The 22,841-nt window shown below is 36.9% G+C and carries 12 protein-coding genes; 6 read left to right on the top strand and 6 right to left on the bottom strand.

All coding sequences use genetic code 11. The features are described 5' to 3' along the window. Nucleotides 1-12 precede the first annotated feature (12 nt). Together CWB77_RS06000 and CWB77_RS06005 are read left to right on the top strand one after the other, a co-directional pair. Nucleotides 13-1,281, top strand: a complete 1,269-nt coding sequence (locus CWB77_RS06000; protein WP_138621823.1) for an ABC transporter substrate-binding protein — start codon at nt 13-15, stop codon at nt 1,279-1,281. A 9-nt stretch (nt 1,282-1,290) separates the two neighbouring features. After that, a complete protein-coding gene (locus tag CWB77_RS06005; protein WP_138621825.1) occupies nt 1,291-3,546 on the top strand; it encodes an ATP-binding protein in 2,256 nt (751 codons plus the stop codon). A 142-nt stretch (nt 3,547-3,688) separates the two neighbouring features. On the opposite strand, the gene CWB77_RS06010 is transcribed toward CWB77_RS06005, so the two are convergent. Beyond that, nucleotides 3,689-7,219: an ATP-binding protein gene (locus tag CWB77_RS06010; RefSeq protein WP_138621827.1), complete on the bottom strand. Its 3,531-nt coding sequence runs from the start codon at nt 7,217-7,219 to the stop codon at nt 3,689-3,691. Between the two features lie 255 nt (nt 7,220-7,474). Here CWB77_RS06010 and CWB77_RS06015 point away from each other — a divergent pair, with 255 nt between their 5' ends. From CWB77_RS06015 to ahpF, 3 genes are all read left to right on the top strand, one after another. Continuing rightward, entirely contained in the window at nt 7,475-9,577 is a 2,103-nt protein-coding gene (locus CWB77_RS06015; RefSeq protein ID WP_138621829.1) for a two-component system response regulator, read from the top strand. A gap of 216 nt (nt 9,578-9,793) precedes the next feature. After that, on the top strand, nt 9,794-10,363 hold the full coding sequence (gene ahpC / locus CWB77_RS06020) for an alkyl hydroperoxide reductase subunit C (RefSeq protein WP_008115650.1): 570 nt from the start codon (nt 9,794-9,796) through the stop codon (nt 10,361-10,363). 161 nt (nt 10,364-10,524) lie between these two features. Continuing rightward, entirely contained in the window at nt 10,525-12,102 is a 1,578-nt protein-coding gene (gene ahpF, locus CWB77_RS06025) for an alkyl hydroperoxide reductase subunit F (protein ID WP_138621831.1), read from the top strand. Nucleotides 12,103-12,196: 94 nt separating this feature from the next. Here ahpF and CWB77_RS06030 read toward each other — a convergent pair whose 3' ends face one another. The 4 genes from CWB77_RS06030 to CWB77_RS06045 all read right to left on the bottom strand — a co-directional run bounded on the left by CWB77_RS06030 (nt 12,197) and on the right by CWB77_RS06045 (nt 17,114). Further along, entirely contained in the window at nt 12,197-12,388 is a 192-nt protein-coding gene (locus CWB77_RS06030) for a DUF3185 family protein (RefSeq protein WP_138621833.1), read from the bottom strand. Nucleotides 12,389-12,437: 49 nt separating this feature from the next. Next, a complete protein-coding gene (locus CWB77_RS06035) occupies nt 12,438-14,462 on the bottom strand; it encodes a hybrid sensor histidine kinase/response regulator (protein ID WP_138621835.1) in 2,025 nt (674 codons plus the stop codon). 205 nt (nt 14,463-14,667) lie between these two features. Then, complete coding sequence (locus tag CWB77_RS06040; RefSeq protein WP_138621837.1) at nt 14,668-15,519, bottom strand: patatin-like phospholipase family protein; 852 nt, start codon at nt 15,517-15,519, stop codon at nt 14,668-14,670. Between the two features lie 170 nt (nt 15,520-15,689). Then, the gene (locus CWB77_RS06045; RefSeq protein ID WP_138621839.1) at nt 15,690-17,114 is read right to left on the bottom strand and encodes a sensor domain-containing diguanylate cyclase; all 1,425 of its coding nucleotides are present in this window, start codon (nt 17,112-17,114) and stop codon (nt 15,690-15,692) included. Nucleotides 17,115-17,332: 218 nt separating this feature from the next. On the opposite strand from CWB77_RS06045, the gene CWB77_RS06050 reads away from it, so the two are divergent. Further along, complete coding sequence (locus CWB77_RS06050) at nt 17,333-18,226, top strand: cation diffusion facilitator family transporter (protein WP_138606760.1); 894 nt, start codon at nt 17,333-17,335, stop codon at nt 18,224-18,226. A 42-nt stretch (nt 18,227-18,268) separates the two neighbouring features. On the opposite strand, the gene CWB77_RS06055 is transcribed toward CWB77_RS06050, so the two are convergent. Continuing rightward, nucleotides 18,269-22,768 (bottom strand): EAL domain-containing protein, encoded by a 4,500-nt coding sequence (locus tag CWB77_RS06055; protein WP_138621841.1) that lies wholly within the window; start codon nt 22,766-22,768, stop codon nt 18,269-18,271. Nucleotides 22,769-22,841 lie beyond the last annotated feature (73 nt).

Genomic DNA, 22,841 nt, shown 5'->3' on the forward strand with positions numbered 1-22,841 from the left:
TGGATGATTAGTATGGCTAACAATGTCACTCGACGTAAATTTTTAAGTACGCTAGCGGTCGGTGCTGCGACCTCTGCTGTCGCATTTAAAGCGCCGTATGTGTTTGCAAAAAAACCGGTTACGCTTAGAGTCATGGGAACGCATGTAACTTTACAAGAAGAGCTTAGAGTCCGCGCCATGCAAGAGCTCGGTATTAATATTGAATTTACCCCTATGGGGAGTGCGGCCGTTTTACAAAAAGCAGCAGCTGATCCCTCTTCATTTGATTTATATGAACAATGGTCTGACTCAATTAATATATTGTGGCAAGCCAATGCTATTCAACCAATTGAAGTAGAAAGACTAAAATATTGGCAGGAAATAAACCCACTAACCAAAACCGGTAAGTTAGTTCCCACAGCAAAATTGGGCGCAGGTGATGCGCCCAACAAAATTTTATATGTTCAACAAGATGGCTCACTTGGAAGCCAAGCAACTGATAAAATAAGTTTTATGCCTTATGTTCACAATGTGGATTCATTTGGCTATAACACTAATTTTATACCTAAGGGTGTGGCTTACGAGACTGAGTCATGGGGCTGGTTGCTTGAGGAGAGTAACAAAGGTCATGTAGGTTTGGTAAATGCCCCCACCATAGGTATTTTCGATGCCGCATTGGCAGCCCAGGCTCAAGGGCTGATGACATTTAATAATATTGCCAATATGAGTGTTGCAGAAATAGACAAACTGTTTGCAATTTTAATTAATAAAAAGCAAGCAGGGCATTTTTCTGGGTTTTGGACATCGGTGCCACAATCTGTTGAGTTTATGCTTAAAAAGCGCGTGCATATTCAAAGCATATTTTCACCGGGGGTGACTGCATGTAGAGCCCAAGGTTTACCCGTTGTTAATGCATCTCCTAAAGAAGGGTATCGAGCATGGCATGGGGTAATGTGTCTCTCTGCTAATACGGTAGGGCACGTAAAAGACGCCGCTTATGAATATATGAACTGGTGGTTATCGGGCTGGCCTGGTGCATTTATTTCAAAGCAGGGTTATTACATTTCTAATCCAGAACGTAGTAAAGAAATAATTACCCCCCCCGAATGGGATTATTGGTACGATGGCAAAGAAGCGACTCAACCACTAGCGGGTACCGATGGCAAAAATATAATTATGCCAGGGCAAATTCGCGATGGCGGCAGCTATGAAAAGCGCTTTTCTAATATTGCGGTGTGGAATACAGTGATGGATAACTACGATTACAGTTTAGATAAATGGTTTGAACTACTAAACGCATAAGGGAATTGAATGCTGAAACAGTTAATTGGTTCTTTATCTATTAAAGTATTATCTTCGTTGGCTATTTTTATTTTAATACAAATAATAGTTTACGTTGTTATTAATGAGCGAACCGATAAAATAGAACAAGCCAGTAAAAATGTATTGAATATTAATGGGCTGTCAGTTGTTGTATTTGAAATTAACAAAGATATTTTACAGATTCAGCGAGATATTTCGGTTTATGGTGTGTCGGGTAGCGAGGTTATTTTTGATAAAATAAAAAGTACTCATCAAAGTATTCAAGCGCGGTTAATTGAAGCGCAGCAGCGAATTCAGCAACCCGAGATTAAAAACTCATTAAACGCCATGCAATCACTGGTTTTAAATTATGGCAAAAGTATCAATAGTCTTAAAAAACGATATGATGAAAAGTCTAAAATTATTGAGCAACAGCTACCAAATACCTACGAATTAGCATTAACTACCTTAGCAAGTAGGGATGGAGAAACGGCCAGGCTGGACAAGGACTTATTATTGTTTCAGCTAAAGGATCATTGGCATCATCTGTATCGCAATTCAATCCTGTTTTTAACTCAACGTGATTACGCCAAACGTAGCCAAGTAAAACAGCGGCTAAAATTAATTAAACAATTAACCAACAGTGGCGCTACAAACAAAATGATTGGCCAAAACAAGGTCGAGCAACTAAATAGTTTAACAACTAAATTCGAGTCTTTATTTGCTCAGGCCATTCAAGCTAATAGAAATTATTTAACCTTAAGCAATATTGTTATTGCCGGTGATTCGGTTGAATTTTCAGCACTTGCCAAAAAATTGCAAGAAGATGCATTGTTGTTGCTTAGTGATATTTCGCAAACCAGTCAAGAGAGCATTAATGCCGCGCAAACTGTTATTCAAGTGTCGTTATTTTTGTCTGTTACCTTGTTTATTCTTTTTGCTTTATTTTTTCACTTTCATATTATTAAAGCGATTAACAGACTCACCGTTAGTTTTAGATCATTTTTAAATGGTGATTTCTCAGCAAACATAGCTGATATTAACCGAGAAGACGAAATAGGGTTTTTAGCCCAAGCAGCAAATAAATTTAGAGTGCTAAACGAGCGCCTAGTTGAAGCAAAAAAAGCGGCAGAAGAAACATCCCGAATCAAATCTGAGTTTTTAGCTAATATGAGCCATGAAATACGCACTCCCATGAACGGTATTTTAGGCATGGTACAGCTAGTGAGTAATACAGAGCTTGATGCTAAACAAAAACGCATGATTGAGGTTATTAGCTCTTCAGGTAACAGTTTATTGGTTATTCTTAATGACATTCTTGATTTAAGTAAGCTTGATGCCGATAAAATGCTACTAGAAAATAGAGAGTTTAAATTAAGTGCTTTATTGTATGAGCTGGAACAAATCTTTAAATCGCAAGCCGACCATAAAAATATAGAGTTTAAAATAGTAAAAGAAAAAGTAGATTCTGTTGATTTGGTACAAGGCGACGAAACCCGTTTAAAACAAGTGCTAATGAACTTATTGGGGAATGCATTTAAGTTTACAGAGCTTGGAACAGTAACCTTGTCTGTTGATCTAAAAGAGAAAAATAACAATGAGGTGGTGTTACTATTTAGCGTTATCGATAGTGGTATAGGTATTTCACAACACAGTATAAAAACGTTATTTGATGCTTTTACCCAAGCAGACACTTCAACAACACGTCGTTTTGGTGGTACAGGACTTGGATTGACTATTTCTAGTAAAATATTAAACTTAATGGGCAGTAATTTACAAGTAGAAAGTGAATTGGATAAGGGTTCGAGATTTTATTTTCAGCTAAGGCTTAATATTCCCATTGCAAATAAAAGCGTAAAACAACAAGCACAATTACCCGATGTAACTATTAAAAATAAAGATGTGCGAATATTAATTGCCGAAGATAATCCGGTAAATCAAATCGTGCTAGAAAGCTTTTTAAAAGCAATGGGTATTAAACATATTACCGTGGCAGATAATGGTGAAATAGCGCTTGAGCTATGTACTAAACAACAATTTGATTTAATTATGATGGATATTCAAATGCCGGTAATGGGCGGGCTTTTGGCAACTAAATATATTAGGGAACTAGCCAATTACCACGATGTGCCCATTATTGCCGTTACTGCAAACATCACTGAAAAAGACGAGCCTGAGTACGTGGCAGCGGGTATAACTAACACTATAAACAAGCCTATAGAATTCAATAGTTTAAAAGTTATAATTGACCAGTATAGCGAGTAAGAATAAATATCCTATCTGCTTTTATATTTTTTGGTGGTATTGGTTAGCAATACACTCAAAAATTAAAAGCGCCTTTAGGCGCTTTTAACTTTAATTAGCAATACATATTTTCAGTGGTTTATTCATTATTACCCACAAAATGCTAACTACTGGGTTGTATCTCTAAGTAGCTGTTAATGGTTGATTCGAGTTTTTTGTAGCTAGTTTGAATGAGCTCTAATTTATTCTTCATACTGCCCATGGCATTTTCACTGGCCATGACTTCTAATTCATCAAATAATTTATGCAAGTTAGCCGCACCTACATCACCCGATGAGCCTTTCAAGCCATGACTTAGTTTTGATATTTGCGATAAATTATTGTTATTTATTGCATCCTCAAGTTCTTCTAGCTTCATTGGTGTACTTTGAAGGTATAATTCGCATACTTTTATAAGCAGCTCTTCATTATTTAATAACCGAGATAGCGCGTTATCTTTATCCCAATCAGGTAAACTTTGACTATCTGAAGTATCAGGGATTGGTTTATTAAATTCGTTAAGTTGATTATTTTCCAATGGAGCTTCTTTTATAAAAGTTGAAGACAACCACTTTGTAGCTGTTGCAACTAATACCTCTGCAGAGATTGGTTTAGTGATGTAATCACTCATTCCTGCATCTAGGCATTTTTGTCTTTCACCCATCATTGCATTAGCAGTCATAGCGACTATGGGAATATCAATATTTTGAGGCGCTGCTTCACCAGCTCTTATTTGTTTTGCTGCATCATAACCATTCAATATAGGCATTTGGCAGTCCATAAATACACAGTGGTATTGATGATTATTGGCCACCGAGTTAACAAGTTTTTCTACTGCTTGTTGGCCATTTGACGCGGTATCTATCTCTAAAGATAAACATGACAATATACCCGCGGCTACTTCTATATTTATTTCGTTATCATCAACGATAAGAACATGTGCCCCTTTAAAGTCAGAGTTATCAGTTTTAACTGAGTCTGATTCACGGCGTTTGTTAATATTAATATTACTGCTACCAGCACTTATTTTATCTTCAAGGCTGCGTTCATCGGCGACTGCTTTTAAAAACTCTGAAATAAGTATTGGTTTAGAAAGTAAGCTGGCTTGCACGTGTCTTGTTTTAATTTGAGGATAACCGCGATTTGCTAATAAAATAACTTTAATTACATGATTATTAGCAATAGTTGGCCACATTTCATCTAAACGTTTTAACAATGTGTCGTCTTGTTCAATAAGTATAAAGTCAGGTAAAGACACGTTTTTTATATCATCTGAAACAAGAGATTGTTGTAATTGTTCAGCTGAAAAGCTGTTTCCCGAAAAAGCAGCTATTAAATTATTTATGCTGTTGGCCAACTCGTTATTTTTACTAACAATAGCAAAGCTTTTGTTTTTTAATCGTGGGGCAAAACTATAATGAGTTGTATCAGCGTTGCTCAGTGTTAGTTTTATGTGAAAACTACTACCTAGTGACTTTTCTGACTCAAAGCTAATTTCTCCGCCTAGAAGGCTACAAAGCTGTCTGCATATAGAAAGCCCCAGCCCTGTTCCACCAAATTTAGATGCCACGCTTTTGTCTTCTTGGGAAAAGGCGGTAAATAATTTGTTCTGGTTTTCTTGTGCAATGCCCACACCGCTATCGGTAACTTTTACGTGAACGGTCACAGTATCATTGCTTGTTTGCTCGCAATAAGCGGTGACCTTTATAAACCCAGTTTCAGTAAATTTAATCGCATTATTTACTAAGTTAGTCAGGATTTGTGAAAAACGATGGGGGTCAGTTGTAATCGTTTTACATTTTAAATTCACAACATCTAAAACAAATTCGAGGCCTTTCTCCTGAGCTTTAACAGCCATACTGCCACAAACGCTTTCGATTAATTTTATTAAATTAAACTCTTTAAAGTTCAACTCAAGTTTACCGGCTTCTATTTTAGATAAATCCAAAATATCATTTATTAATACAGATAAAGCACTCACACTTACTTCGGTCATTTCTAAATAGTTTTTTTGTGTTTCACTTAAAGGCTCTTTTTTTATTAAGTTTAAAGTACCCACTATGCCATTAAGTGGAGTACGCATTTCATGGCTTATATTAGAAATAAACGCGCTTTTTACTTCACTGGCTTGTTTGAGCTCTTTAGTGCGAATAGCTACTTTATTTTCAAGCTCATGATTTACTTTTATTATTTCATTCTCAATGGTGCGCTCTTTGGTTACATCTCTGGCTATTATTGCTATGCCAATAAACATTCCAAATTGATCGATAATGGCTGATAAAGAGAGTGAAAAGTAGCGTTTAGTAGAGCCGTTACTGATACTAGCGTCTTGCTTAAATTGACGAGTACCACCAGTGAACTTTTCAATTATCTCGTTAAAATTTAGCTGATCTATTATTTTTAAATCATTAATTGATTTTCCAATAGCTTCTAACTCTCCAAGTTTAAACATCAGAGTTGCGGCGTTATTCCAACTAGAGACAATACCGTTATTGGTAATGCCAATTACCGCATCAGATGATCCGGTTATAATCGCCTCAGATTGTGCGCGCGCATTTGCAAGCTCTTGGCTTTTGCGAAGACTACGATTGAAAAATGCGAGAATAATAGTTAATACAATAACCAAAATAAGTAAAAAGGCGTAAAGCTTTGTTCTACGTTCCATTTCAATATTTTTTATATACTCAACAGGCGCTAAAACGTGACTAGATAAAAAGTTTTGTTTTTCACCCAGCGCTAAAGTGATTTTTTTTCTTGCGGTGTAATAACTGGTTTGCGCATTGCTTTTTGGTTTTATAAGCGACAATGAGCTATTAGCAACGGGGTTAAAAGTGTAATTATTATTGATGCTAATATCACTATTTAGGTCTTTACCAAAGGTGAAATCTTTATTTGGGTGTGATAGGAAATAGCCGTTACTGTCAGTTAAAGCGAGTTGAAATGGTGTAGTAATACTGTTTTTTAAAAGGCTTAATAAGTTATTAGCATTTACGTTAACAATGATAAAGCCAAATCGATTTTGATTTTCATCAAAAATTGGCATAGATAGCCTCAGCATCGGGCGATAAGGAAACTCTATTTTACCGTACTCTCTATTTAACGAAATTTCAGACATATATATTTCGCCATTCGAGAGGTTACTACTGGCCGTAAAGTACTCTTGCGCGCCTTTATTTTGGAGCCTATTTAAATCTATAACCTCTACTGCACCCTGAACGCGATCAACCCTTACCAGTTCTTGTCCTTTTTTATTGGTACTGATGATTCTTAGCTGCTCGTAATCGGGGTTATTTTTTAAAAATGCTTTAAATGTAATTTCAAGCCTTGCTTTCCATTGAGCATAGGTGGTGTTTTCTAGTGGGTCTACTCCTTTGTTATTTGATGCCCTAGCTAAACCTTTGATTGGAGGGGTTGCGTGTAAAAAACGAATATCTCGACGGTAGTTTTCAATAACCTCTTGCGTTTGTGAATTAATAGATTGGTTTTTGTCTATGATTTCATGCTCTACAAAGCTAAGTACTGAGCGCGATAAACTTGCTTCATTAATAATAATGGCTACAACAATTAAGGTCATTATGGCGGATAAAGAAATTGGGAATAAAAGGGTGTAATTACTTACCTGACGAATTATCCTTTTCTTAAGATTTATTGGCATCCACTACTCCAATTAAAGACCAGCCATTATTTAGCTACCCTAAACTTAGAGGGCTATAGGTAATTTATCAAGTTTTACTTTTAATAAAGAGTTTTGTTTTGTATTCATTTATCTCAAATTTAGAACTCTACAAACCCTTTTTGATTGACGCTAATAATATAATACTTAAGTATATATTTTAGGTAATTGGTGGAGGTTTGGGTTAACTCAGCTAGACTTTAGTTGCGTTTGTTTAATTTTTTATGGGAAGTGATTGTGTTAACCACTGTAGATCAAAGCTTTGCGCAACGAGTACTTATTGTTGATGATGAACCCACTAGTTTAATGATTTTAGAGGGAGCTTTATCAGATATTGCAGAAGTTATATGTAGCGATACTGGTTTTGGCGCCATTGAAAAAGCACAGCAGTTCTTACCAGAAATTATTTTATTAGATATTGAATTACCTGATATTAGCGGGTTAGAAGTGTGTAAACGCTTAAAAAACGATCCCAAAACTAGTGGTGTAACAGTAATATTTATTACCTCCCATAATGAGAGTAAGTTTGAGCATTTGTCTTTAGAGTTGGGTGGGATTGACTATATACAAAAGCCCGTTGATCTTAAGGTATGCCGCTTGCGCGTTGGCAATCATCTAAAACTAAAAACACAAGAGCAACAACTAAAACATTCACAGCGTTTACTTGCTATTGAATCAGAAAGATTGCGCGTAACGCTCAACTCGATTGGCGACGCAGTTATAGCAACAGACAAAGACGAAAAAATAACGTTTATGAACCCGATTGCAGAGATGATGACCGGTTGGGTAATGCATGAAGCAGTTGGTAATCATATTTCAGAGGTTATGCAACTACGGGATGCAACCACAAAGCACAAAAGCCTTAATCCAATTTCTATTGCTTTAAAAGAGCAGCGAAGAGTAGCTATGGCGCTTAATTGCCAATTAACGAGCTTAAATGGCAGAATTCATCGGGTTGAGGATTCTGCTTCCCCCATCAGAGATGAAAAGGGGAATATTATTGGCGCGATTATAGTTTTTCATGATGTGAGCGAGTCGATTGCGATGGCTGTTAAGATGAGCCATTTAGCAAACCATGACCAATTAACCGATTTACCCAATCGAATTTTATTACATGATCGCGTTGCGCATGCTTGTCAGGTATCTGTGCGTAATGGTTTTTTAGTGGCGTTAATGTTAATTGATATTGATCATTTTAAATATTTAAATGATACAGAGGGACACCATGTTGGCGACCAAATCATAAAACTGGTTGCTAAACGACTTGAATCTATTGTTGATTTAAATACGACCTTGGCCCGTGTTGGCGGGGATGAATTTGTATTGTTGCTCCCTGATATTAAATCGCCGTGTCATGTTGATGCTGTTGCATCTGATATTTTGTATGCAATGCATCAACCTTTTCGTGTTGATGGAAGAGAGTTTAATTTAACTATAAGCGTGGGAATTAGTATTAATCCAACGGATTCTGATTCTGCCGAATTAATGATGTCGCATGCTGATGCAGCAATGTATAAAGCCAAAGAGCATGGTAGAGATAGATTTTGTTATTTTTCAGATGACTTAGAACATGAGTTTCATCAACGTCAAAATATAGATAAGCTTTTGAGAAATGCACTTGAAAAAGACACGTTGGAAGTTCACTTTCAGCCCAAGCTTAGTTTAAAAAATAAATTAATCATAGGTGCTGAGGCGTTAGTGAGGTTAAGAGATGAGGAAGACGGTTTTATATCGCCGTTACACTTTATTCCATTAGCTGAAGAGACTGGTTTAATTAATAAGTTGGGTCTTAGCGTTTTAAAACAAAGCTGCAGAGCGGCTAAACGCTGGCTAGATAAAGGCCATCCAATTAAAGTTGCTGTTAATGTTGCTGCTAAACAATTTACAGATCCTAAATTTATAGAAAGCGTAGCACAAGTACTTGAGGATACTGAGCTTCCTAGTGGTTATCTTGAATTAGAAGTGACAGAAAGCGCTTTAATGAGTGATTTTGATGAAACAAGTAGGATATTAAACGGGCTTTCAAACCTTGGTTTGAGCATAGCGATAGATGACTTTGGAACGGGCTATTCGAGTTTATCGTATTTAAAGTTATTTCCTGTTGATGTATTAAAGATTGACCAGTCATTTGTTAAAGATATGGTTGATGATAAGCAAAGCCTAGATATTGTGAAAGCAATCACCCATTTAGCACACTCACTTAATTTAAAGATTGTTGGTGAAGGCATTGAAACTCAAGCACAGCTCGATACACTTATTTCGCTTGAGTGTGAAGAAGGGCAAGGATTTTTGTTTAGCAAAGCTTTACCTGAAAATGAATTTGAAAATCTCATTTTCTGATGGCTACCTTTAGTGCTCAGTGTAACTAGTATTTTTAATTTTAAGATAGCTTGCATTCAATTATTGTGGCTTATTAGCTTGAGTAATCTTAAAAAGCGATTATTTCAATCTAAACAATCAATTTTATTTAATTTCTCAATGGCCTTATTGTATTAATCAAGCCAACGCACAAGGCGTTAACTTTTTTAAATACACTAAACATAAATGAGGAATACTATGAGCACTTCATTGATTAACACAAAATTACAACCTTTCAATGCAACAGCTTACCACAATGGTGACTTTGTAGAACTCACTGAAAAAGACGTATTAGGTAAGTGGTCTATCTTTTTCTTTTACCCAGCAGATTTCACATTTGTATGCCCAACTGAATTAGGTGACCTTGCAGATCATTATGCACAGCTACAAGAAATGGGCGTAGAGGTTTACTCGGTATCAACAGATACGCACTTTACGCACAAAGCTTGGCATGACACGTCAGACACTATCGGTAAAATTACTTACCCAATGATTGGCGACCCAACAGGACGCATTACACGTAACTTTGGTGTAATGATTGAAGATGATGGTTTAGCGCTTCGCGGTACATTTGTAATGAACCCAGAGGGTGAAATCAAAGTTGTTGAAACGCATGATTTAGGTATTGGTCGAAGTGCTAAAGAACTTGTTCGTAAAGTACAAGCCGCACAATACATTGCCACTCATGACGGTGAAGTATGTCCTGCATCTTGGCAGCCAGGTGAAGACACATTAGCACCTTCACTAGACCTAGTTGGTAAGATTTAAACCTTACCTTCACTAAACTTAGAGTAGTACATAACTCTAATACCAGTGAGCCTACTTGGCTCACTGGGCACTCTCCCGCGCCATCACTCTTTTCTAAAATTCGCACATGCACTGATGGCATGGGGGTTCTGCTGTTTTATTTTTCCTTAAGGGGCTAAGCCATGTTAGACAACAACATAAAGAACCAATTAAAAAGCCATTTTGAATCGCTGACTCAGCCTGTTGAGCTGCTTATCGCCTTGGATGACAGCAAAAAATCAACAGAAGTAGAAAGTTTAGCGAATGATTTAGCATCACTAAGCGATAAGTTTAGTGTGAGTAACAATCCAGATACTTCGGCACGCAGACCTTCAATGGTGGTGCATTCGCCACAAAAAAACACCCATATTACCTTTGCAGGGGTACCTATGGGTCATGAATTTACTAGTTTAGTGTTAGCGCTATTACATACGGGTGGTCACCCTAGTAAAGCAAGCAAAGATGACATTGAACAAATACAAACACTTGAGCAAACACTCAATTTTGAAGTGTATATTAGTTTGAGCTGCCAAACCTGCCCGCAAGTGGTTCAAGCGCTCAATACAATGGCTGCTACAAATAGCAATATCAAAGCCACCATGATTGATGGTGCTCTGTTTCAAGATGAAGTAGAGCAACGAAATATATTGGCTGTACCCGCTGTGTACTTAAACGGAGAACCTTTTAGCCAAGGGGCAATGAGCCTAACCGATATTTTAAATAAAGTTGATAGCAAAGGTGCACAGCGCCAAGCCAAAGCATTGAATGAAAAATCAGTGTTTGATGTTCTTGTCGTCGGTGGTGGGCCAGCAGGTGCTTCGGCAGCTATTTATTCTGCACGTAAAGGGCTAAATACGGGGGTGGTTGCCGATCGATTTGGTGGCCAAGTAGCTGACACATTGGCCATTGAAAACTTTATTTCGGTAAAAGCAACCGAAGGGCCAAAAATGGTGGCTCAGCTTGAAGAGCACGTTAAAGAATATGATGTTGATGTAATGCACAACCAACGCGCTGCAAATCTGCAAAAAGGCAGTAATGGCTATGATATTACTTTAGAAAATGGCGCTGTATTACAAGCTAAATCACTTGTGCTAGCAACCGGTGCACGCTGGCGTGAAATGAACGTACCTGGCGAGCAGCAATATAAAGGCCATGGCGTTGCATACTGCCCGCATTGCGATGGACCATTATTTAAAGGCAAACCTGTTGCTGTAATAGGTGGCGGTAACTCAGGTATTGAAGCGGCTATTGATTTAGCCAACATTGTTGAGCATGTAACGGTGCTTGAATTTGCCGATACGTTACGTGCTGACGAAGTGCTTATTCGTAAAGCTAATAGCTTAAAAAACATTACTATTATTAAAAATGCACAAACTACTGAAGTACTCGGTGATGGTAACAAAGTTATAGGCCTGAATTATACCGATCGTGTTTCTGGAGAAAGTAAGGAGCTAGCTTTAGCCGGTATATTTGTACAAATTGGTTTGATACCAAACACCGAATGGTTAAAAGAGAGTGACCTTGAGCTTAGTCAATTTGGTGAAATACTCATTGATGCAAAAGGTGCAACGTCGTTACCGGGTATATACGGTGCGGGCGATGCGACCAATACGCCATTTAAGCAAATTATTATTGCTATGGGCGCCGGAGCAACTGCTAGCTTAGGAGCTTTTGACTATTTAATTCGCCAAACACCCGATGCAGAGCAAAATGCTGCTTAATAGTGTTTTAGCGTAAGCCTCTTGATAAAACAGCTCTCACCCATAGCTGTTTGTTCACCCAAGCCGCCCTCTCCAAAGGCGGCTTTTTTGTGTGCTATTTAAGTCGGGTAAGGCCTACTAAAATACAAACTGCGCCACCAATAAAGCCAAGCCATGCTTCTGCTGGGGTTTCGCCATTGAATGCACGAGTAACTTGTGAAGCTGCAGAATCGTAAACATCATAACCCCACATACCAAGTGCTACGCCAATAACAATAAGTACAATACCAATGATTTTATTTGTCATAATGATCCTTTGTGTTTTTAGTGCTAGTTAATCTGGGCGACACTCGTTGTTATAATGTGGCTACGCCCAGTCTTTTTAGTGTATTTGTAATTGCTTCTTCTATCGCTGGCAGTTTAAACGGTTTGGCTATAAACATATCCATGCCTGCTTGCTTACAGTTTAGTTTATCTTGTGAGGATGCATTAGCAGTTAACGCCACAATATAAGTTTCTTGCGAGTCACAGATACCTTGTGCCTTTAGTTGCTTGGTGGCTTCAAAACCATCCATGATAGGCATAATGCAATCCATAAAAATAAGGTCAAAATGCTTTTGTTTGCATTTTAACAGGGCATCTTGGCCGTCAATAGCAAAGTCTGATTTTATATTAAATTTATCCAGTGCAGATTCTAATACCAGGCGATTTATTTCGTTATCATCAACCACCAAAACCGAGAGCTGATTACTATGGTTATTAATAAATTTAAGGCTAGGTTTTTGTGTTTGTTGTTTACCAAGCTCAATTGGGATAGTTAAGGTAAAACACGTGCCCACGTTAACCTCACTGGTTACCTCAATTTTACCATTCATAAAACCAACGAGCTCTTTAACTATTGCTAAGCCTAACCCGGTGCCACCTTTATTGTTGTTAGCATCAACCTCTTGGGTAAAGGGCTTAAATAATGAGTTTAAATATGCTTTACTCATGCCGCGACCCGTGTCGGTTATTTTAATTGTAAGTAAAGGGCGCTTTGTATTTAATGCTAACTGTGAATCGAGAGAAACAGAACCATGCTCTGTAAATTTTAATGCGTTACTCAGTAAATTAGAGATAATTTGGCTTAATCGAGAAGTGTCGCAGTATACCCAAACATCATTAGGAATGAGGTTAGTGGCTCGTAGTTCAATGTTTTTATTGCTAAACAATACCGAATACAAAGAAACCAAATCGGTAAATACCGTTTTAAGTAGGGAGTGATGAGGCTCCAGTTTTAATTCACCATGATTTATTTTTGAAAAATCGAGTACTTCATTAATAATATTCAATAAAATATCAGCACTTCGAAGGGCGACTTTAATTTTTTCCGCCCGCTTGTCATAATCGTGTTCATCTATGAGTGTCGCTAACATACCCGTAATGCCATTTAGCGGAGTGCGTAGCTCATGACTGATTTTTGCAAACAGCATACTTCTATCTTTGAGTAATTGTTCAGCGAGCGCTTTTTTTTGTTTTAACTCTTCGCGTAACTTTACGGCTTCAGTTATATCTTGAAAAGTACCAAATAACCGCACACATTGGCCGTTGTTAAACTCGGCCTCACCAAAGGTAGAAACCCAAATGTTTTGTTGTTTAGCGGTAATTATTTCCAGCTCTAAATGCCATTTTTCACCCTTAGATACCGCATTTTCTACCGCTTTATTAATACTATTGCGGCTTTTTCCTGCTTTATAAAACTCGATAGCGGTATTCATATCAGGAGTAAAGCCTTCTTCGGCTTGATGAATGCGCCGAGTTTGTTGGCTCCAAAAAATAGTATTTTCTATTAAGTCGACTTCCCATGTACCTATATTTGCCACGCTTTCAAGCTTTAATAAAGTGTCACTATTTTTAGTGAGATTGGCTTTATCCTGATTGCGCGCAAATTCCGAGCCTAACCACTGCGCTAATAATTCAATATAATCATAGGCTTCATCGCTAAAAGGAGCGCATTCTTGAGCTGATGAAAAGTTAACGGTACCAAACACGTCTGTGCCTATTCGTATAGGCGCACCAATGTACGCTTCTAATTGGAAGTTAATGTAGCATGGATGATTTGCAATACTACTTTGCGACGCATTATGAAATGCGAGTGCAGAGTTGGCCGACAAGGTATGCGTGCAATAGGTGCCGTTTAACTCAAACTCAGTGCCAATAGCAAGAGAATTGTCAGGGGTGATGGCATGTAAAACAATGTAAGAATCATTTTTTACACGGCTGATAATAGCTAAGTCGAGTTGAAAAACATCGAGCCCAAAAGCAAGTAAGTCTGCAATTTTTTGATCAAAGCTTAGCTGCTGATCTGAGACTATATTATGAAAGCATCGAAGAAAATTCACAAAAACCCTTAATTTATTTGGTGTGTACACAAAATTTAATGCAAAAAACACGCCTAAATTTAATCTGTTTTTTGCAATACGATGGCGAACACATCGTTCTTTATTACATTACCCCGTTGGTTTAAAAATTAATAGCTGGAGTAAGCTGTAAATTCAAAGGTTATATCAATGTATACTTCTTATAGGTTGATTTTATAGCTTATGATCATTCCTTAGCAAATCGAGAGTTATTCAAGTAGGTTTTAGCTTCACTTATGCCCATTTGATAGCCTGAATTGAGTATAGCCCGATTTTTAGTGGTGCGACCGACTTTAAACCCCATTGGAGGTGCGATAATATTTACTTTACAATCAGGTGGAGCATTATGCAAAAAATCAATACTGTCATTATAGTTTTTAGAACGCTGAATAGTGGCCTGTGCAAGTGCAGGAGTATCTTTATAGAGTTGTTTAGTTAACCACGGTACTTTGTTATCTTTTTTACGATAGCCTAAAGGTTGAGAAAGGATAACCGTTATTTCTGATGCCCCCATTTCATAAGCTTTTTTTACCGGAATAGAGTCGGCAACGCCACCATCGGTCATGGCCATGCCATTTATTTTTGGATAATCCCGATAAGCTATGGGTATAGCGCAAGAGGCTTTTAATTGCTCTACCATTTCGCTGCCTGTTGCTTGTAAATAATGAGCTTGCCCAGACTCGATTGCCGTTGCAACAATATAAAAGTCGTGAGGGGATTGAGAGAATTCGTCGGTATTTAAAGGAATTTCACGTATGGTCTCTTGCCAAAGCCAGTCCAAATCAAACAAATGGCCGCCTTTAACAAATCGGGAAAGGTTAATAAATTCAGGCCTACAGGAATAATCAGTAATCACTTTGTAGTTTCGAGTTGCTTGCTTACATAGATAAGCCGCGACGTTCGTTGCTCCAGCAGATACACCAAAATAGCTGGTAAAAGGTTGATATTGTTGTGCTAAAAACTCATCTAGCACGCCAGCTGCAAAAATACCGCGCATGGCACCACCCTCTACCACTAATGTATGTTGGCTATTGCTCATGTTAACTTCCTTCCTTTGACAATACACTTATGCTACCAAGTGTGCTCAAACTGTGCGAGCAACTTTTTGCTTTGATTCGGGACTTGTTTTAATTATTAGTTAGGATAAGAAAATATCAAAGGTTGCAGGGAATAGAAGCGATAACTTGTTTTTAAAAATTAATATATACGTTATTCAAAAGAACATATTTGATCTCTGCCTGCTTTTTTAGCTTTGTATAAAGCAATGTCGGCATTTTTTATTATCGTTTGCATATTAGTATTAGCGTTTGGGTAAGTGGTAAAATACCCAAAGCTCATTGTGATATGAGGAGTAACAGAAGAAAATTCATGGGGAATATTTAACGCTTTAATTTTTTGCTGTATCAGTACAGTAAACTTTTGGCATTGTTCTTTATTAGAGGCCGGCAAAATAATTGTAAATTCTTCGCCTCCATACCGAGCTACTATATCACCCTCACGTTTACATACGCTTTTTAAAGCGCGCGCCACTTGTTTTAATGTGTCATCACCTTTTTGGTGACCATAGTTATCGTTATAGCGTTTAAAGAAATCGATGTCACACATAATCAAACTAATAGGCTGATTATGTCTTGCACAACGCTTAATTTCACTGTTGAGAGTGCTATCGAAAAAGCGACGGTTTGCAATATCAGTAAGTGCATCGGTATTCGCTAATTTATTGAGCTTAGTGTTGGCGTTAATTAATTGCTGTTGGGTTAACTGCAGCTTTTTTTTATAGTTAATATTCTTGAGGGCATTATTGATGATTTCACCTACGAGCTTTATTCTAATCAAATCAATTTTGCTCCAATTGCGCTTAGTTTTAACGCAATCACAGCCGATGAAGCCTACCAGTTCCTCATCGAAACGAAGGCCTATGCATAAAACCGACTGAATGCTTTGCTCTTTAAACTCTGCTTTTTCAGCGTCAGCTTTAGTAGGTAATAGCTCAATATCATTTACTTGAAATAGATGGTTCTCATTCATCACTTCAAAAAAATAGGGGAGTTCAACCTTTGGTATGTTTTGCAGTCTGTCTTTGCAAGCAACAATACCCTTATTAACCCATTCGTGAGTATTAGTGATAGTTTCATTGTCAGTGTTAAATTCAAATAAATAACTACGGTCAGCCTTTAATACGGTGCCAATGGCTTTGAGGGCAAAGTTAATTTGTTGGTCTATATTATCGTTTTGTATATCAATAAGTTTGGTAGAGATTTTAGAGATAATATGATCAAAGTTGTATTGCTCTGTGAGTGTATGATTTTGCTCTAAAGTGAGCATAGATATAGAGCCATCAATTATAGAATGATCAATATTTAACAGTTGTAAAGTGGATTCAGAATCTAATAAAACGGTTGTTATATTAGAAGAAAATAATTGCTCAATACTGACAACTTCATCATTACTAAAGTCGCGCAGCACAACATTGCTAAAAGCACCTTTTTTAACAGCACTTTCATCCTCTATTTTGAGTAACGTTTTGGCATGCTGATTTAATGTGTAGTTTTGGTTTTTATCATCATAAACAATCACGGCTAAATTAATAAGATTAAAAACCTGCCAAATTGTTTTGTCTGAGTCATGACTCACTGATTTCTCCGCAATTATACAGGCAGAACTCGCCAAATCTTTTAATTATTAATAATATATGTCTCTTTATATTTAGTACAGTTCTTTGCATTTTACTAAGTTTTTAGTGCGTTTAATTGGTCTTCGTATTACAATTGTGACTGTATATCATTTCGCACTTTCTAATTTGCTTTATTTCATTAGCTTACTTTGTTTTCAGTAAAGGCCTTTTATATTTCATGACAGAAATAACTACACATCACGCCTCCCGTCGCCGTCTATTAATTGCACTTGCAATTACCTGTTCGTTTATGGTGATTCAGCTTATAGGTGCTTATTATGCTAATTCACTGGCTGTTCTTGCTGATGCCGGTCACTTATTTGTTCATAACAGCTCACTATTTATAGCACTTATTGCCTCAAGCTTTGCTATTCATTTGGCTAAAACTTATAACGACGGCCATCAAAAAGCTGAATTAATCGGCGGTCTGATCAACGGCATTTTATATCTTACTATCAGTTTACTTATTTTATTTGAGGGAGCTGAGCGCTTTTTGGACCACAAAGGTGGACATGAGCTGATCATAAATAGTTATTTAATGTCGGTGATTGCAGCTATCGGTTTTTTATTTCATGGTGCGGCAGCGTGGGTATTATATAAAGGTCGTAAAGCCAGTATTAATGTGTATGCGGTATTTTTACATTCGTTTTTTGATTTAATCTCGACTGTTTCCACTTTTGTTGCCGGTGTTCTTATTTATATTACAGGCTGGAATGTGATTGATATTTTATCGAGTATGTTAATTGCATCATTTGTACTGTTTACGGGAATTAAGGTGATAATTAGTTGCATTAAAGGGCTACGCTCAAATAAAGCAAAGTTGCCAGAAGTCCAAGATATCGAAACAGAAATAACCAGTATGGAGCATGTTGCAAATGTGCATAACGTTACCGTTGTTCGTAAAAATAAAAAAGTGATAGTAGGTGCTCACGTAGTGTTAAAGCAACATTGCACTATAGAAAAGCATGATGAAGAATGTCGTTTAAAAGTAATCAAACTACTTGCAGATAAATTTAATGTTCGTAACAGTGTGCTACAAATCGAAAGCTATGAATGCAAGCACATCCATTAAAAAGTTTAACCTAAAAGCGACTTGGTTAAGTCGCTTTTAGGTTTAGATTAAATCAATAATCTTCTCAAAGCATGCAGGGCTCATTAAATCGCTGGCACTCATAGGGCGAGCAAAATAGTAACCCTGAAGTTTATAGCAACCTATGTTTGTTAAAAAGTCTAGTTGCTCCCGCGTCTCTACCCCTTCAGCAATACAATATAACTCTAAGTTTTCAGCAAGCGAGTAAATAGTTTTAATAATCGACTCGTCACCTTTGTCTGTGCCAATACTGTTAACAAAGCTTTGGTCAATTTTTATTACATTAATTGGAAATTGGCTCAAATAAGTGAGTGATGAATAGCCAGTACCAAAATCATCAAGAAATAGTTTAAACCCTGCAGCTTGAAGGCTTTTAAGTTGTTTTGCTGCTTTGTACTTATCTTCTAACAGCGTGTTTTCTGTGATTTCTAGGCGTATTTGCTGTGGTTTAATACTGGCTTTCTCAAGTATAGCGCTCAGTCGCTCGGTTATATTGGCCTTTAAAATATGTTTTGGTGATACATTTAACGAAATATAAAACAGTGGGTTTACGCTAAGGATAGGCGCAAGCTCTGTGATTGCACGTTGCAATGCTTGCTCAGTAAGCATATCAATTAGGCCAGTTTCTTCTGCCACCGGTATAAATAAAGCCGGAGAGATAAGTTTTCCTTGGTTTTCCCAACGCATCAATAACTCAACGCCACTTATTGTTTTATCTTTTGTATTAACCACGGGTTGGTAATGATTAAATAATTGGTTATCTTTTGCGGCATCTTTTAAGTCATTTTCAAGAATAAGTTTTTGTTTAATTTGCTCATTCATTTTTTCATTAAAAAACTGAAATCCATTTCGACCTGCTTGTTTTGCATGCATCATAGCGATATCTGCATTGCGGATCAAAGCATCAGTTGAGCATGCATCATGGGGATATAAGGCAATACCAATACTGGCAGATATATTAATAGAAAAGTCTTCAATAATAACTTTGCTTGCGAGCTCATTACTCATTTCGTTAAGCGTGTGTTGCAGAGAAGACATAGAAGTAATGTTCTCGATTAAGACTAAAAACTCATCACCACTTTGGCGTCCAAAAGTCGCGTGGTCACCTAGGTATAAGGCAACTCGTTCAGTAATGTTACACAGTAACTTGTCGCCTACTGCATGCCCAAACGAATCATTCACAGGTTTGAATTTATCTAAATCTATAAATATAACCGCACATTGCAAGTCGTTTTTAGCGGCCTTTGTGATGGCATTTTCAATTTTTTGATTCATTAAGCTACGATTAGGTAGCCCGGTTAACGCATCATAGTTGGCCAAATAACGTAACTCATTTTCAGCACGTTTTTGCTCGGTTAAGTCTGTAATTACAATTACATAATAACCAACTTTACCTTCTTCATTAGCGACTGCAGTGGCACTTATATGAATAGGGTGTTGCTGTGCTTTTGTAGTATTAACATAGGCATTTGTTCGCCAATTTTCTTTGGGTTGCAGTGCCTTTAACGTGGTTGCAAATTCTTTGCATTTAGTTTGACCAATCGCTTTTATAAATAGCTCAGTAGTAACAGCTCCCTCTTCACCATCATCAGAGAATACCTCCATAAAGCTATTATTAGCTGAGAAAGGTACAAGGTTTTCATCTAGAATAAGTAAAAAGTCATTGATCTGGCTAAAAGCTTCGCCAAGTATTTTAGCTTGCTGTTCGTTTGCTAACTGCTCGGTAATATTAGTAAAAATACCAGATACATATTCAGGCTTTTTGCTGTCTTGATTATAAATAATTTGCCCAAGGTCATGAAACCACAACCAATGACCATCTTTGTGCCGTAATCGGTAAGTCGCTTGCCAGTCTTGTGGTTGAGTTTGTTTTATAAATGCATCCCACTTACTTTGTATTCTGCGGCGCTCATCAGGATGCATAATATTAAAAAGTCTGCTTATATCAATACGTTTCGATATATTCTCGTAACCTAATTCAGTTCCTCTGGCTGTATTAACAGTATTGTCTATAAAACTGTAGTTCCAAACGCCACTCTTGTTACTCTTTAATGCTAATTCAGTTTGAGCTTTAGAGTGAATAGCTGCACGGTGGGCGCGTTCAATCGCCATTTTACGGCTACGGTATTGCCAAAAAAATAAAAACAGAATTATGGTCACTGCGAGGAAATAGCATGCGTAGGCAATAGGAGACTGCCAAGGAGCATATGCAACACTAAACTTAAGCACTACGGGCTCGCTGGTAATAACCCCATTTCGTTGTTGTGTGGACACTGATAGCTCATAATCACCTGGTTGTAATTTAGTAAAAAACACCTGATTAGATTTTAAGTCGTTATAACTTAAAGATGACGGACCATTCAGCTCTACTTTGTAGTAGGTTTTACCTATATTGTTATAATCAAAATTAGAAAATCTAACCGTCAACCCCATATCATCATGATTTAGTTTTAACGGTTCATTACGGTATTTTTCAGGCGAGTAGTTGAGCGTCTCTGAAAACAAATTAATATTTGTGATCGCTAATTTACTTTGGGTGTTTTTTTGGCCACTTTTAAATTGATAAGGGTCAAACTGCAGTACACCGCTACGATTACCGAACACGAGCTCATTATTTTGTAATTTTAGTGCAGCAATTGCAGTAAAGTGGTTGTTGCTTAAACCGTCTTTTATTGTATAGGTGGTTATGTTTAACGTATTTAAATTAAGTCGATATAGCCCATTATCGGAACTAACCCATAAAAAATCATTATCATCAGCAATAAGTTCGAAAATAGAGTTAGTGTTTAATGAATTGTTTTTATCAAAAGTATGAACTTGCTCGTAAGTTTTAGTGTTAACGGCAATTAAGCCCTCTTGTGTGGTTGCTAACCAAAGTAATTCACGTTTTGAATCTAAGTAATAGTTTTCTACGGTATGAAAAAGATTATTTTTTGCTGTTTTAGATTTAAAAATAGTAGTTAAAGTGCCCGTTGCTTCATTATATCGATAAAGCGAGTCAGATGTACTTAATAGCAATTCATCGGGGTAAGCTTTTGAAGGGGTATGAAATGCGTATGCCTGTAAAGGAGATATTTGCTCTTTTAGACCTTTTATAACTCTATTTTCACCAGAGTAACCGTCAAAAATATAGAAGTTATCATTATTAATATAAGCAAATGTATTGGGTGCTACCTGTGCAAGGCCAAATAAATAGTCAGTGTTTAGATTATGCTCGGTAATAAATTTGTTTTGTTCAAATGCGCCTGTTTCTTTGTTAAAAAGCTCAAGCCCAAAAAAAGTCACTAACCAAAGGTAGTTGTTGCCTATACTTTTGGCAGAGTAAATATCTCCGATAGCAGATAAACCATAAGCTGCTTTCTTATCTTTAGATTGTAAAAATAAATCACTCGTTTTTGTTTTTGAGTTATAACGAACAAGCCCGTCGTCAGTGCCTATCCAGAGCAGTTGCGGTGTATCTTGATATATAACATTTACAATATTATTTTCAGGTAGGGTGATTTTTTTGAATTTCTTTGTTTGTGCGGCCCATGTTAATACACCATGAGTTCTTGAACCAAGCCACAACAAACCAGATTCATCAAACATAATATCGTTGATTGTGTTTTCAGTAATGTTGTAGCTACTATCTTTAAAATTTAAAATATGAGTGAGCTCTGAGGTTGCTCTGTCAAACTCAAATAAACCACTTTCTGTAGCAATAAATTCGCCATAGGGTGTGTTTACATAATCCCATATATTATAATCACTAATAAGTGTTGATAATGCTGTAGGATCTATATGTTTATTTTCATCAAAAGCAATCCGATACATTCCTTCAACCGTACCAACGAACAATCCAAGTTTCTCGTCTATAGATAGAAATTTTACGTTGTTACCATCATTAGTAACTTTTTTCGTGTCGTTAAGTTTTATTTGTTGGCGTTTGCTACTTTCAGAGTTATAAGTGTATAGGCCCTGATCGGAACCAATATATAAGGTGTTTTGGTAAAGTGACAACGCACGGATAAACATATTTTCATTGGGCAAAGATATGACAAGAGATAACTTTTTTGTTTTTTTATCAAACCGATATACGTGCGCATCAATAGAAAAATAAAAATGTGTAATTTGCTCAGCAACTGCAACAACCGGAGAGTATTTTTCTTCATTTTGATTCAAATGACCTGAATATATTTGTTCAGCATTTAATGTGTTTGGGTCAATTAAAAAACTTCCAGCGAGCTGTGTGCTAACTAATAATTTACCGTTATTAGCTTTGTAGATATTAACTATATAATTATTTTTTAAACCTGTAGGGCTTTCGTAAAGGGTAACCTGGTAACCGTCGAACCGAAACAGGCCTTGTGTAGTGGCTACCCACACATAACCAATATCATCTTGTACAGATTTTACTACAAAGCTTTGCGAAAGTTGTTCATTGATAGAAATACGTTGTAGTTGTTCAGAGTAAGTTTGTGAAGCAAAGCTCTGTTGCATCCAAACTAATAAAAATATGTAAACAACGAAGAAAAACTTACTCAAAAGCACTTACCCTTTTTGGCCGACAAGGTTGGTATTTAGTATTGGTGTAATATAGCATGAGTTTAATTTAAAA

It is taken from the genome of Pseudoalteromonas sp. S1610 (assembly GCF_005887465.1).
Lineage (GTDB): Bacteria > Pseudomonadota > Gammaproteobacteria > Enterobacterales > Alteromonadaceae > Pseudoalteromonas > Pseudoalteromonas undina.